This is a genomic window from Lentzea chajnantorensis, assembly GCF_054300775.1.
On sequence record NZ_JBSDZT010000002.1, the window covers coordinates 2,773,748 to 2,786,672 of the forward strand.

10 protein-coding genes and 1 riboswitch are annotated in these 12,925 nt (G+C 71.3%); of the genes, 7 read left to right on the forward strand and 3 right to left on the reverse strand.

Features of this window, described 5'->3' with window-relative positions:
• Positions 1–240 precede the first annotated feature (240 nt).
• Both ileS and ACVDFE_RS14420 read left to right on the forward strand, forming a co-directional pair.
• The gene (gene ileS, locus ACVDFE_RS14415) at positions 241–3,345 is read left to right on the forward strand and encodes an isoleucine--tRNA ligase (RefSeq protein WP_458430733.1); all 3,105 of its coding nucleotides are present in this window, start codon (positions 241–243) and stop codon (positions 3,343–3,345) included.
• Between the two features lie 27 nt (positions 3,346–3,372).
• A complete protein-coding gene (locus tag ACVDFE_RS14420; protein ID WP_458430734.1) occupies positions 3,373–3,843 on the forward strand; it encodes a hypothetical protein in 471 nt (156 codons plus the stop codon).
• Between the two features lie 11 nt (positions 3,844–3,854).
• On the opposite strand, the gene ACVDFE_RS14425 is transcribed toward ACVDFE_RS14420, so the two are convergent.
• Positions 3,855–4,316, reverse strand: a complete 462-nt coding sequence (locus tag ACVDFE_RS14425; protein WP_458430735.1) for an SRPBCC family protein — start codon at positions 4,314–4,316, stop codon at positions 3,855–3,857.
• Positions 4,317–4,378: 62 nt separating this feature from the next.
• Between ACVDFE_RS14425 and ACVDFE_RS14430 the strand changes: the two genes are divergently transcribed.
• Positions 4,379–4,915, forward strand: coding sequence for a TetR/AcrR family transcriptional regulator (locus ACVDFE_RS14430; RefSeq protein ID WP_458430736.1), 537 nt, complete (start codon positions 4,379–4,381; stop codon positions 4,913–4,915).
• Here ACVDFE_RS14430 and ACVDFE_RS14435 read toward each other — a convergent pair.
• Both ACVDFE_RS14435 and ACVDFE_RS14440 read right to left on the reverse strand, forming a co-directional pair.
• The gene (locus tag ACVDFE_RS14435) at positions 4,912–6,999 is read right to left on the reverse strand and encodes a toll/interleukin-1 receptor domain-containing protein (protein ID WP_458430737.1); all 2,088 of its coding nucleotides are present in this window, start codon (positions 6,997–6,999) and stop codon (positions 4,912–4,914) included. The two genes, ACVDFE_RS14430 and ACVDFE_RS14435, sit on opposite strands and share 4 nt — an antisense overlap.
• Positions 7,000–7,133: 134 nt before the next feature.
• Complete coding sequence (locus ACVDFE_RS14440) at positions 7,134–8,066, reverse strand: M28 family metallopeptidase (protein WP_458430738.1); 933 nt, start codon at positions 8,064–8,066, stop codon at positions 7,134–7,136.
• A gap of 133 nt (positions 8,067–8,199) precedes the next feature.
• Here ACVDFE_RS14440 and ACVDFE_RS14445 point away from each other — a divergent pair, with 133 nt between their 5' ends.
• From ACVDFE_RS14445 to ACVDFE_RS14460, 4 genes are all read left to right on the forward strand, one after another.
• On the forward strand, positions 8,200–9,678 hold the full coding sequence (locus ACVDFE_RS14445; RefSeq protein ID WP_360390472.1) for a potassium/proton antiporter: 1,479 nt from the start codon (positions 8,200–8,202) through the stop codon (positions 9,676–9,678).
• 72 nt (positions 9,679–9,750) lie between these two features.
• Positions 9,751–9,865: riboswitch (SAM riboswitch) on the forward strand.
• Between the two features lie 34 nt (positions 9,866–9,899).
• A complete protein-coding gene (locus ACVDFE_RS14450; protein ID WP_458430739.1) occupies positions 9,900–11,231 on the forward strand; it encodes an aminotransferase class V-fold PLP-dependent enzyme in 1,332 nt (443 codons plus the stop codon).
• Between the two features lie 23 nt (positions 11,232–11,254).
• Positions 11,255–11,974 carry a signal peptidase II gene (gene lspA / locus ACVDFE_RS14455; RefSeq protein WP_458430740.1) on the forward strand — a complete coding sequence of 240 codons (720 nt, stop codon included), beginning with the start codon at positions 11,255–11,257 and terminating at the stop codon, positions 11,972–11,974.
• Positions 11,975–12,015: 41 nt separating this feature from the next.
• The gene (locus tag ACVDFE_RS14460; RefSeq protein ID WP_360391465.1) at positions 12,016–12,900 is read left to right on the forward strand and encodes an RluA family pseudouridine synthase; all 885 of its coding nucleotides are present in this window, start codon (positions 12,016–12,018) and stop codon (positions 12,898–12,900) included.
• Positions 12,901–12,925: the final 25 nt, after the last annotated feature.

Genomic DNA, 12,925 nt, shown 5'->3' on the forward strand with positions numbered 1-12,925 from the left:
GCATACGGTTTGCGCCCACCCGTTACGCTGTAACCACAGGCACCGATCCGGCCATCACCGGGGAGCCTCCGGAAGAACGGGTTCGGCGAACCTCAGTAGAACCGGACGGGACCGGCCCGTCACAGCCGAAGAACGAGCGGCTCACCCGCGTGGTGGGCAAGCGGGGTGGTACCGCGGCTCGCCGAGCCACATCGGCGTGTCGTCCTCGCGTGTCACATCTGACCGCGAGGAGCAGTGGAGATGGCCTACCCCAGGGCCGGAGCGAACGAGGTCCCGGCGCAGCCGTCCTTTCCGAACCTCGAGCAGGACGTGCTCGGGTACTGGAAGGACGACGAGACCTTCCAGGCGAGCATCGACCGCAACCCGGTGGGCGACGACGGCGCGAACGAGTTCGTCTTCTACGACGGCCCGCCCTTCGCCAACGGCCTGCCGCACTACGGCCACCTGCTGACCGGTTACGTCAAGGACGTCGTGCCGCGCTACATGACCATGCGCGGCAAGCACGTCGAGCGCCGGTTCGGCTGGGACACGCACGGCATGCCCGCCGAGTACGAGGCGGAGAAGCAGCTCGGCATCACGCACAAGAACGAGATCGACGCCCTGGGCATCGAGAAGTTCAACGAGGCCTGCCGCACGTCGGTGCTGCAGTACGCCGACCAGTGGCGCGACTACGTGACGCGGCAGGCGCGCTGGGTCGACTTCGACAACGACTACAAGACGCTCGACCTCGACTACATGGAAAGCGTCATGTGGGCGTTCAAGGCCTTGTGGGACAAGGGCTTGATCTACGAGGGCTTCCGCGTGCTGTGGTACTGCTGGCGCTGCGAGACGCCGCTGTCCAACACCGAGACCAAGATGGACGACGCCTACCGCGACCGGCAGGACCCGGCCGTCACGGTGGCGCTGCGCCTGGAGTCCGGCGAGAAGGCCCTGGTCTGGACGACCACGCCGTGGACGCTGCCGAGCAACCTCGCCGCCGCCGTGCACCCGGACGTCGACTACGTGACCGTGGTCGGCTCGGACGGCGACAGGTACCTGCTGGCCGAGGCCCGCGTCGCCGCCTACGCGCGGGAGCTGGGCGAGGAGCCCGAGGTCGTCGCCAGGTACAAGGGTTCGGACCTGGTCGGCAAGAAGTACCTGCCGCCGTTCGACTTCTTCGTCGGCCGCGAGAACGCCCACCAGGTGCTGACCGCCGACTACGTGACCACCGACGACGGCACCGGCATCGTCCACATCGCACCGGCGTTCGGTGAGGACGACAAGGTCGTGACGGACGCGGCGGGCATCGAGGTCGTCGTGCCGGTCGGCTCCGACGGCACGTTCACCGCCGAGGTGCCGCCGTACGCGGGCGTGCACGTGTTCGAGGCGAACAAGCAGATCATCCGCGACCTCAAGGACGCCGGTCTGCTGCTGCGGCACGAGACCTACGACCACCCGTACCCGCACTGCTGGCGGTGCAACAACCCGCTGATCCAGCGCGCGCTGTCGGCGTGGTTCGTCGCGGTCACGCAGTTCAAGGACCGGATGGTCGAGCTCAACCAGCAGATCAACTGGGTGCCCGGCCACATCAAGGACGGCCAGTTCGGCAAGTGGCTGGAGAACGCGCGCGACTGGAACATCTCGCGCAACCGCTACTGGGGCTCGCCGCTGCCCGTGTGGGTGTCGGACAACCCCGAGTTCCCGCGCACCGACGTGTACGGGTCGCTGGACGAGCTGGAGCGCGACTTCGGCGTGCGCCCGGCCGACCTGCACCGCCCGCACATCGACGAGCTCGTGCGCCCGAACCCGGACGACCCGTCCGGCCGGTCGACGATGCGCCGCGTGCCGGACGTGCTCGACTGCTGGTTCGAGTCGGGCTCGATGTCGTTCGCGCAGGTGCACTACCCGTTCGAGAACGCCGAGTGGTTCGAGAACCACTACCCCGGCGACTTCATCGTCGAGTACAACGGGCAGACGCGCGGCTGGTTCTACACGCTGCACGTGCTCGCGACGGCGCTGTTCGACCGGCCGGCGTTCCGCGACTGCGTGGCGCACGGCATCGTGCTCGGTGACGACGGCCAGAAGATGTCCAAGTCGCTGAAGAACTACCCGGACGTCAACGAGGTCTTCGACCGCGACGGCTCCGACGCCATGCGGTGGTTCCTGATGGCCTCGCCGATCCTGCGCGGCGGCGACCTGGTGGTGACCGAGCGCGGCATCCGCGACGCGGTGCGCCAGGCCGTGCTGCCGCTGTGGAACTCCTGGTACTTCCTCGCGTTGTACGCCAACGCCGAGGGCGTCGAGGGCACCTGGCGGGTCGACTCGAAGCACGTGCTGGACCGGTACGCGCTGGCGAAGACGCACGACCTCGTGCGCGACGTCACCGCGGCGATGGACGTCTACGACATCTCCGGTGCCTGCCAGCTGGTCCGCGAGTACCTGGAGGTGCTCACGAACTGGTACGTGCGGCGTTCGCGCGGCCGTTTCTGGTCCGGCGACCAAGACGCGGTCGACACGCTGCACACGGTGCTGGAGGTCGTCACGCGCGTCGCGGCGCCGTTGCTGCCGTACACGGCCGAGGTCGTGTGGCGGGGGCTGACCGGTGGCCGTTCCGTGCACCTGGCGGACTTCCCGGCCGTGACCGACCTGCCCGCGGACGACGCGCTCGTGGCGGCGATGGACGAGGTGCGCGCGGTCTGCTCCACGGCGTTGTCGCTGCGCAAGGCGAACAAGCTGCGCGTGCGGCTTCCGTTGGCGCGCTTGACGGTTGCTTCTTCTTCGGCGGCGGCGCTGGAGGACTTCGCGGAGATCGTGCGCGACGAGGTGAACGTCAAGGAGGTGTCGCTGACCCCCGACGTCGACGCGTACGGCCAGTTCCAGCTGGTCGTCAACGCGCGCGCGGCCGGTCCGCGGCTCGGCCCTAACGTGCAGAAGGTGATCAAGGCCGTCAAGGCCGGCGACTGGTCCCTCGTGGACGGTCAGGTCGTGGCCGCCGGGATCGAGCTGTTCGAGGGCGAGTACGAACAGCGCCTGGTGGCAACGGATCCGGCCGCCACGGCGGCACTGCCCGGTGGCGGCGGCGTCGTCGTGCTGGACACGGCGGTGACCCCGGAGCTGGAGGCCGAGGGTGTCGCGCGTGACCTCGTGCGGGTGGTGCAGCAGGCGCGCAAGGACGCCGCGCTGGACGTGTCCGACCGGATCACGCTGACGCTGGAGCTGCCCGAGGAGGTCCGCGCGGCCGTGGAGCGGCACCTGGAGTTCGTGAAGTCGGAGACGCTGACCGCGGACGTGATGTTCGGGGCCGGTGTCTCGGAGGGCACGGTCGGCGACGGTGCCAAGGTGAAGGTGGCCGTGGCACGCGCCTGATGACGTGAGACGGGGCCGTTTCCGGGGATGTCGACCGGAAACGGCCCCGTCCCGTGTGCACGGCGGAAAACGATCGCGGGCACCGATGACGGCGCCACCTACCAGGTCGAGGACTTCGACGACGACGGGCGGGTCGTCGCCACCCGGTACGGCGCGCGGGACGAGCCGGTGCTCGGGCAGGTCTGGGACGCCGCCGGTGAACGCAGCACCCTCCAGCCGCCGGCCGGTCACCGCTACACGGTGGTGCGCTCGGCGCGGGCCGGATACGTCGTCGGCTTCGCCGCCGAGGACGGGTGGGGTGACCCGGTCGGTGTGGTGTGGGACGTGCGACGTGGTGGGGCTGACGTCCGGGGCTCCGCGGCGGTGCGGCGGGTGGTGCGGGGGAGCCGGTGCCCGCGGGCATCTACGAGAAGTTCGCGGACACGGGTGCGTTGTACGGGCGCGCATACCGGGACGGCAGCTTCGTGCCCGTTGAGGCGCACTGCCTCTGAGCCGTGACCCGCCCGGCCTCACACCCGCACTGCGCGACGCTTCGTCAGCATCCCGAGGCCCTGTCGCAGCAGCCGCACCCAGGGTGACCACCGGGCCGGGCGGGCCGGTTCGCGGCCGGCTGCGCGTTCGCAGGCGTCGAGGAGGTCCTCCAGGCAGGCGTCGTGCAGCCACCGCACCACCAGCGCCCAGCGCAGGCGGGTGAGCGGGGCGAACTCGCCGACCAGTTCGTGGGTCAGGACGGTGCCCGCGGCCGACAACGTGTGGGTGCCCTCGCCGCTCGCGAACGCGAAGGTGATCGACGAACCGGGGATGAGCTCCGTGCAGTGGTAGCGGATCGGGCCGTGGCCGCCGTCGGCGCCGACGCCGAGCGGGCGGTCGAACTCCTGCCTGCCCCAGGCGGGTGGCCAGAGCTCCTGGATGCGTTCGACGAACGGACCGGCCGGCACGCCGAGGTCCCGCGAGTGGACGTTCCTGATCATGGTGATCCCCCTCCATGCGGTGGCGTATGTTCCTGGAACGTACGGTAGCGTATGGAACCGTGGTGCGGAGGACTCGTGACGACTGGACTGAGAAAGCGCTGAGAGCGTTGGCGGAAGGCGGGCTGGGTGCCGTCGCCATCGAGCCGCTCGCTGCCAGGGAGGGCGCCACCAAGGGCAGCGTCTACCACCACTTCAAGAGCCGGAAGGAGTTGCTCAGGGCCACCGTCGAACGGTGGGAGCGCGAGCACACCGAGAAGGTCATCGAGCTGGTCGAGGCGGAGCTGACGCCGGAGGCCAGGCTCAGGACGTTGTTCGCGACCGTGCTCGACCGCACCCACAAGGGGTCGGTGGAGATGGCGTTGCAGGCCGGCGCCGACGACGAGGTGATCGCGCCGGTGCTGCGGCGGGTCACCGAGAAGCGGATCGCCTACCTCGCGGTGCTGTTCGAGCAGCTCGGGTTCGCGCGGGAGCAGGCGAGGAAGCGGGCGTTGATCGCGTTCAGCCTCTACCTCGGGCAGGCGCAGATGTGGGTGACGTCGCCGGAGCTGGTCGAGCCGGTGGTCGACGAGGCGGTGGAGGTCCTGCTCCGGCGCGGCTAGGGCAGCCCCACGAGGTGCACCGACATGGCCGCCATCGCACCGGCCGCGGCCGTCAGGGCCGGGAACACCGTCCAGGCGTCGGTCCGGGTGCGCGGTGGTGGTCCGCCCGCGACGGCGAGGGGGAGCCAGCGGGTGCGCAGGGGCAGGTAGAGGGCGAAGAGCACGGTGTCGGCCAGCAGCACGACCAGCAGCACCAGCGCGATCGGGTACAGGACCGCGGGGTTGCCGCGGCCGGGCTGGACGCCGTCGACCGGGGTCCACAGCAGTGACACCGCCACGCCGGTCCACAGCGCGAAGAGCAGCCAGGCCGACCAGTAACCGCGGCGGAAGGCGGTCGCGGTGCACCGCCGCGTCACCACCCCGCGGTTCAGGGCGGTGTGGCGCCAGACCAGCAGCGCAGCCAGGGCGCACAGCACGGCCGACTGCCAGGCCGACGGGTGGAAGGCCAGGTACACCACCGCGAAAGCCGCGGCGAACGCGGGCAGGGTGCGGCCGTACTGCAGGAACGCGCGGACCTCCGGCGGCGCGAGGAACCGGTTGGGGACGAGCGGGGTCGGTGCCATGCCGTCCTCGACGGCGGCCGCGGCCGGTGAGCGCAACGACGACAGCAGGAACAGCAGGGTGTCGGAGCGGCGTTCGCGGAAGTCGAGCCACTGGTGGCGGCGCAGGTCCTCGTCGTCGGCGGGCAACACGAGCGGGTCCAGCAGCACGCCGATCGCGCCGGACCCGAGCGAGCGGATCGCCTCGGCCGCCTCCTCCCACGGGACCTGCGCACTGACCAGCACCAGGGTCCAGCGGGGCGAGGAGGACGTGGTCAGGCCCGCGCGCAGGCAGGCCGCCCTGATCTCGTCGGCGACCGGCTCGTCGGCGGGCGCGAGGCACCGCACCCCGACGGACGGCCCGTCCCGCGACTCGGACGGGACGCCGCGCTGCGCCAGGAACTGGGTGAGGACCAGCCAGGGGTTGCGGCCCTTCCGGTCCGCAGGAAGTGCCTCGTGGTAGGCGGGCCAGCCCGCCAGGAGCTCGCGGTGCTCGGCGCGGGTCATGGGCGGCAGGCGGGTGCGGCGGGTGCCCGAGCCGGTCGGCAGCCACAGCCGCAGGACACGGGAGCGGAGCACCAGGGCCGTGCCCGCCAGACCGCACAGCACCACCACGACCAGCAGCACGGTGATCGTCTCCAGCGCACCGGCCACCTCCGGCGGGATGGCGTACAGCTCGTAACGCAGCGACCGGTCGAGGAACACGTGGTCGGGCAGCCCCGGCAACGGCACGGTCCCCACGACCACCTGCGCCACGTAGCCCAGCGCCAGCGCCGATCCGGCGGCGGAGGTGAACGCGAACAGCAACGCGCTGGACCGGCTGCGCCGCCGCGGCAGACCGGCGCCCGCGAGGACCACCCCGGTCAGCGCCGCGAACACCATCGCCGTCAAGCCCGTGAACAGGAACAGCATCGTCAGCCAGTACTTCTGCCGCAACGCGAGCAACGCGCTCTGCCGGGTCCACCCGGTGCCGCCGAACGGGTCGAACGTGAGCCCGGTGATCCGCACGTCCGTCACCGCCAGCAGCGCGAACGCCCACCCGAGGACGGCGGTCGTCACCACCAGCAGCAGGAACACCGCGAGCACCGGCACCGGCATCCGCGGCCACCCCCACCGGCTCGGAAGTGGCGCGCTGCCACCGGGTTCCGCCCGTCCGGACGCGATGGCGACCGCGAGCCCGGCGGTCCGGTCCCAGAACCGGGTGCGCAGGTCGTGCACCGGCAGACCGGCGAGCTCCTGCGGCAGCACGGCGGCCTCGACCACTCCGAGGTGCACGGGAATGCCGCGCTCCAGCGCGCGCGTCCACTCGTGGCGCACGTACGCGGAGGCGAGCGCGGCCGGCGACACCAGCAACAGCAGCGCGTCGGCCTGCTCCAGGCCCTCGTCCAGTGCCGCGGCCCAGTCCGTGCCCGGCCGCAGCCGCTGCACGTCGAGCCACGGGTCGAGGCCGGCCCGCGCCCCCAGCACGGCCGCCGCCTCCTCGGCGAAGTGGAACTCCCGCCGTGAGTAGCTGATGAAAACCCGTTGCGCCCCCACCCCGGTCACCGGCCCATGATCGCGGTCGGGCGCCGCCGCGAACAGGGGCAAACGCAGCAGGGGTGCACTGGAACCGGGCCACAACGCCGCACGGCCGCACCGGGGCAGGACCCGGTGCGGCCGTGCGGGTGTTCAGAACGCGATCAGGCCGCCGTCGCCCACAGGGTGTAGGCGATCACGTCCGCGTTGCGGTCCAACGCGGTCGCGTTGACGTTGGCCGAGGTGTCGCAGGACCGGTGGTAGCACCGGTCGAACGCGACACCGGAGGAGCCGCCCCACTTCTGCGCCTGGGCCGAGGTCTTGATGCCCTCGGCGCCGGTGAACGTGCCACCGACCGGGATGCCGGCGCGGGCGAACGCGGCGTGGTCGGACCGGCCGCCGACGCTGGTCAGCTCGGTCTGGACGCCGATCGAGGAGAACCCGGCCTGCAGCCGCTGCTGCAGCGCGAGGGAGCCGGAGGGCTGGCCGGACGCGCTGTAGACGAAGTAGCCGGGGTTCGGCGAGCCGGTCATGTCGAAGTTCAGGTAGGTCTTGATCTTCGAACGCTCGGTCGTCGACAGCGAGTTCACGTAGTACGTGGAACCGACCAGGCCGAGCTCCTCCGCGCCCCACCAGGCGAAGCGCAGGTGCTTGGTGGGAGCGAACCCGGTGGCCTTCACCTGGAGGGCGACCTCCAGGATCGAGGCGGAACCGGTGCCGTTGTCGTTGATGCCGGGACCGGCGCTGACGCTGTCGAGGTGACCGCCGAGCATCACGACGTTGTTCGCGTCGCCGCCGGGGTAGTCCGCGATCAGGTTGTAGCCGGTGGCGCCGTTGCTGGTGAACGACTGGACGCGGGTGGTGAAGCCGGCCGCGTCCAGCTTGCCCTTCACCCAGTTCACCGAGGCCAGGTAACCGGGCCTGCCGTGGGCGCGGTTGCCGCCGTTGGCGGTGGCGATCGACTGGAGCTGGTTCAGGTGCGCCTGGACGTTCGCGACGCTGATGTCGGGTGCTGCCAGGACCGCCGGAGCGGCCGCTTGCGCCGGCGCGGTTCCGGCCACCGTCAGGGCGGCCGCCAGCGCGATCAGGATCCTCATGGTTCAACTCCGTGCAGGGTAGGGATTGAGCCACTGATCAACATGCTCTGCCGTGCATGAGCCGCGCTAGGGGCGAAGGTCGGTTTCGCGTCGGATTAGTTCAACTCGGTGGTGATCAACCAGAATGGTCCGGGTGGGTGATGTCACGGTTGTCCTGGGCGTCGGTGCCGCGGTCCTGCTGATCTCCGTGATCGCGGTCCGGGTGTCGATCCGCCTCGGGCTGCCCTCACTCCTGCTGTACCTGGGCATCGGCGTGCTCCTGGGCGAGTCGGTGCTCGGCATCGACTTCGAAGACGCCGGCCTCACCCAGTCCCTCGGGATCGCGGCGCTGGTGCTGATCCTGACCGAGGGCGGGCTGACGACCCGGTGGCACGCGGTCAAGACCTCGCTCTGGCTGGGCGTCGCACTGTCCACAGTGGCCGTTGCGGTGAGCGTCGCCATCACCGGAACCGCGCTGCACCACCTGCTGGGCCTCGACTGGCGGATGGCGCTGCTCTGGGGTGCGGTGCTGTCGTCCACGGACGCGGCGGCCGTGTTCAGCGTCCTGCGGTCGCTGGGGGTGGGGGCACGGCTCACCGGCGCGCTCGAACTGGAGTCCGGCCTCAACGACGCGCCCGTCTACATCGCGGTCGTGCTGCTCGCCTCGTCCGACCAGATCTCGTGGACGGCACCGCTGCTGGTGCTCTACGAGCTGGGAGCGGGCGCGCTGATCGGCGTCGCGCTCGGCTGGCTGGGCGGCACGGGACTGCGGCACGCGGCCCTGCCCGCCACCGGCCTCTACCCGCTCGCCACCGTCGCCGTCTGCGTGATCGCCTACACCGCGGGCGACCTGGCGCACGCGTCCGGTTTCCTCGCCACCTACGTCGCCGCGCTGGTCCTGGGCAACGCCCGGCTGCCGCACCGCGCCGACACCCTGTCGTTCGCCGAGGGGCTCGGCTGGCTGGCCCAGATCGGCCTGTTCGTCCTGCTCGGCCTCTACGCCTCGCCGTCCCGGCTGCTCGACGTGCTGGTGCCCGCGCTGATCGCGGGCGTGGTGCTCACGTTCGTGGCGCGCCCGCTGTCGGTGGTGCTGTCGTTGCTGCCGTTCAAGGTGCCGTGGCGGGAACAGGCGTTCCTCTCCTGGTCGGGGCTGCGCGGCGCGGTGCCGATCGTGTTCGCGCTGATCCCGCTCATCCAGGGCGTCGAGGGTGCGCGCGAGCTGGTCGACGCGGTGTTCCTGCTGGTCATCGTCCTCACGGTGGTGCAGGGCACGACGCTGCCGTTCCTCGCGCGGCGGCTCGGGCTGGTCAACGCGAGCGAGCCGCAGGAGGTCCAGGTCGACTCCTCGCCGCTGGACGAGCTCGGCGCCGAGCTGCTGCAGGTGCACATCCAGCGCGGGTCGAAGCTGCACGGCGTCTACATGACCGAGCTGCGCATGCCCACCGGCGCCACGGTGAGCCTCGTGGTGCGCTCGGGCAAGAGCTTCACGCCACTTCCGACGACCCGGCTGCAGACCGGCGACCAGTTGCTCATCGTGACCACAGAAGAGGCGCGCGACGCCACCGAACGGCGGGTTCGCGCCGTGGACCGGGCCGGTCGTTACGCGCGGTGGAAGGGCGAGACCGGCGAATAGTCGGTCCCCGACGCTTCTCACGATGTGATCAGGTGTCGACGGATCGTGACGCGCCCGCTAACGTCGTCGGCAGGTCATGAGAGCCAGCGTCAAGCCCAAGCTTGCTGGCCGGCAACCCTCCAACCGCGGTGGGGTGCCCTTGGTGAGGACCTGGTCCGGCGCGCAGGGCGCCGGTCAAGCGCGGGCCTCCGAGAAGGCCCCCCGGCCCAGGAGGCAGCTCGATGACGCTCGCGATCACCCCGGACACCACCACCAAGGTTCCCGCCGTCGTCGGTTCCGACCTGCGCGTCCCGCTGGTGACCGGAGAGCGCGTCACCTACGCCAACCTCGACCACGCCGCCTCCGCCCCCTGCCTGCGGGAGGTGCGCGACGCCGTCGACGAGCTGCTGCCCTGGTACGCGAGCGTGCACCGCGGCGCCGGCTTCGCCTCCCAGGTGTCGACCCGCGTCTACGAGCAGGCGCGTGACCGCGTCCGGCGGTTCGTGGGCGCCCGCTCCACCGACGCCGTCGTCTTCACCCGCAACACCACTGACGCGCTGAACCTGCTGGCCCGCAGCGTGCCCAAGGGCACCGCGGTCGTGCTGTTCGACAGCGAGCACCACGCCGCGCTGCTGCCGTGGCGCGGGCCGAACGTGCAGCGCATCTCCACTCCTTCCTCGTCCGGCGCGGCACTCGTCGCGCTGGACCGGGCGTTGGCCGCCGCCCCGGTCGGTCCTCGGCTCGTGATCGTCACCGGGGCGTCCAACGTCACGGGGGAGCTGTGGCCGGTCGCCGAGCTCGCGAAGGTCGCCCGCAGGCACGGCGCCCGCATCGCGCTCGACGCCGCGCAGCTCGCCCCGCACCGCCCGATCGACGCCCGTGAGCTGGGCGTGGACTACCTGGCGTTCTCCGGCCACAAGATCTACGCGCCGTTCGGCGCCGGTGTGCTCGTCGGCCGGTCCGACTGGTTGCAGCAGGCCCAGCCCTACCTGGTGGGCGGCGGCGCCACGGCGAAGGTGACCGACCACGGCGACCGGCTCGGCGTCGCGTGGTCCGCGGTGCCGGAGCGGCACGAGGCGGGCAGCCCGAACGTCATCGGCGTGCACGCGCTGGCCGCGGCCTGCGAGATCCTGTCGCGGCACTGGGAGCAGACGATCGCGCACGAGCAGGAGCTGCTGCAGCGGCTGCGGGACGGCCTGCGCGCCATCCCCGGCCTGCGCGAGCTCTCGATCCTCACCGACGTCGACCGCGTGGGCGTCGTGAGCTTCACGGTCCCCGGCTTCGACGCGGGCTTCCTCGCGGCGGCGCTGTCGGCCGAGTACGGCGTCGGCGTGCGTGACGGCGCGTTCTGCGCCCATGTGGTCGTGGGACGTCTGGTGAAGAAGGCCGGTTCGCACGAAGACCGCGCCGTGCGCGCGTCGATCGGTCTCGGGACGACGGCCGAGCACGTGGACCGTTTGGTGGCCGCGCTGCGCACTCTCGTCACCGAAGGTCCGAAGTGGACCTACGCGCAGCGCGACGGCCGCTGGGTGGCCGAGGACGACAGCCGAACCCTGCCGCCGTTCCTCGCGTAGTCCAGGTAGTGGACAATGACCTGGTGAGTGACGAGTCCAAGGCCCCGGCGAAGGCCGCTGACGAGACTGCCGAGGAGCAGTCCAGCGCGCCGGAACCGGTCGCAGAGCCGCAGGTCGCGCCTGTGGTGACCGCTGAGGCCGAGGACCGGCGCGAGATCGAGCAGCCCGAGCGGGCGCTGACGGTCTCCGAGCCGGACGCCGAACCCGAGTTCTCGATCACCGGCTCGCTGCCGGAGCCGCGGACCACCTACCTCGCGGTGCTGGCCGCCGGTGTGCTGGCGCTGGACGTCCTCACGAAAGTCCTCTCCGTGGCGTTCCTGGAGCGGTCAGAGCCGATCCAGCTGTTCGGCGGGCTGCTGCACCTGACGTTCGTCCGCAATCCCGGTGCCGCCTTCGGGCTGGCCGAGGGGTGGACGTGGATCCTCGCGCTGATCGCGTTCGGGGTCGTCGGGTTCATCACCTGGATCGCGCGCGACCTGCGCTCGACGCCCTGGGCGGTCGGTCTCGGGCTGGTGCTCGGCGGCGCCGTCGGCAACCTCGCCGACCGGCTGTTCCGCGCGCCCGGCCCGATGCGCGGCCACGTGGTGGACTTCCTGTCGTTGTTCGACCCGTTCGGCCAGGTGTGGCCGGTGTTCAACGTCGCCGACATGGCGATCGTCTGCGGTGGCGCGACGATCATCGTCTTGGCGCTGCTGCAGCACGACTACGACGGGACGGTTCACAAGGAGAAGATCGACGCGTGAGCGGATACCGAACGCTGCCCATTCCCGACGGTCTGGACGGCATGCGCGTCGACGCGGGCCTCGCGAAGCTGCTGGGCCTGTCCCGCACCGCGGTGGCCGCCATCGCCGACGCCGACGACGTGCTGATCGACGGCCGGGTCGTGGGCAAGTCCGACCGGCTCACGGCCGGCGCGATGCTGGAGATCACCCTGCCGGCCCCGCCGCAGCCGGTGACCGTGCAGGCCATCCCGGTCGAGGGCCTGGTCGTGATCCACGAGGACGACGACATCATCGTCGTGGACAAGCCCGTCGGCGTGGCCGTGCACCCCTCGCCGGGCTGGACCGGCCCGACCGTCGTGGGCGGTCTCGCCGCCGCCGGTCACCGGGTCGCGACCTCGGGTGCCGCGGAACGCCAGGGCGTCGTGCACCGCCTCGACGTCGGCACCACCGGCGTGATGGTCGTCGCGAAGTCCGAGTCGGCGTACTCGGCGCTCAAGCACGCGTTCAAGGAGCGGACCGTCGACAAGGTCTACCACGCGATCGTCCAGGGCCACCCGGACCCGATCAAGGGCACCATCGACGCGCCGATCGACCGGCACCCCAAGCACGACTACAAGTTCGCCGTGATGAACTCCGGCAAGCCGTCGATCACCCACTACGAGGTGATCGAGGCGTTCCGCGCGGCGTCGTTCGTCGAGGTGCACCTGGAGACCGGCCGCACGCACCAGATCCGCGTGCACTTCTCGGCGCTGCACCACCCGTGCGTGGGCGACCTGACCTACGGCGCGGACCCCACGCTGGCCAAGCGGCTCGGCGTGGCGCGGCAGTGGCTGCACGCGCGCCAGCTCGGGTTCCACCACCCCGGCACGGGCGAGTGGGTCACCTACACCTCCGAGTACCCGGCGGACCTCGCCGCGTCCCTGGAGCAGCTGCGCGAGGAAGGCTGACCGCAGGCCGATTGCGTCTGGGTAA

Excerpts from the sequence above, each read along its gene's own strand:
- ACVDFE_RS14460 (WP_360391465.1), top strand. The coding sequence starts at position 12,016 with ATGCGCGTCGACGCGGGCCTCGCGAAGCTGCTGGGCCTGTCCCGCACC.
- ACVDFE_RS14420 (WP_458430734.1), top strand. The coding sequence starts at position 3,373 with ATGTCGACCGGAAACGGCCCCGTCCCGTGTGCACGGCGGAAAACGATC.
- ACVDFE_RS14440 (WP_458430738.1), bottom strand. The coding sequence starts at position 8,066 with ATGAGGATCCTGATCGCGCTGGCGGCCGCCCTGACGGTGGCCGGAACC.
- ileS (WP_458430733.1), top strand. The coding sequence starts at position 241 with ATGGCCTACCCCAGGGCCGGAGCGAACGAGGTCCCGGCGCAGCCGTCC.
- ACVDFE_RS14450 (WP_458430739.1), top strand. The coding sequence starts at position 9,900 with ATGACGCTCGCGATCACCCCGGACACCACCACCAAGGTTCCCGCCGTC.
- ACVDFE_RS14425 (WP_458430735.1), bottom strand. The coding sequence starts at position 4,316 with ATGATCAGGAACGTCCACTCGCGGGACCTCGGCGTGCCGGCCGGTCCG.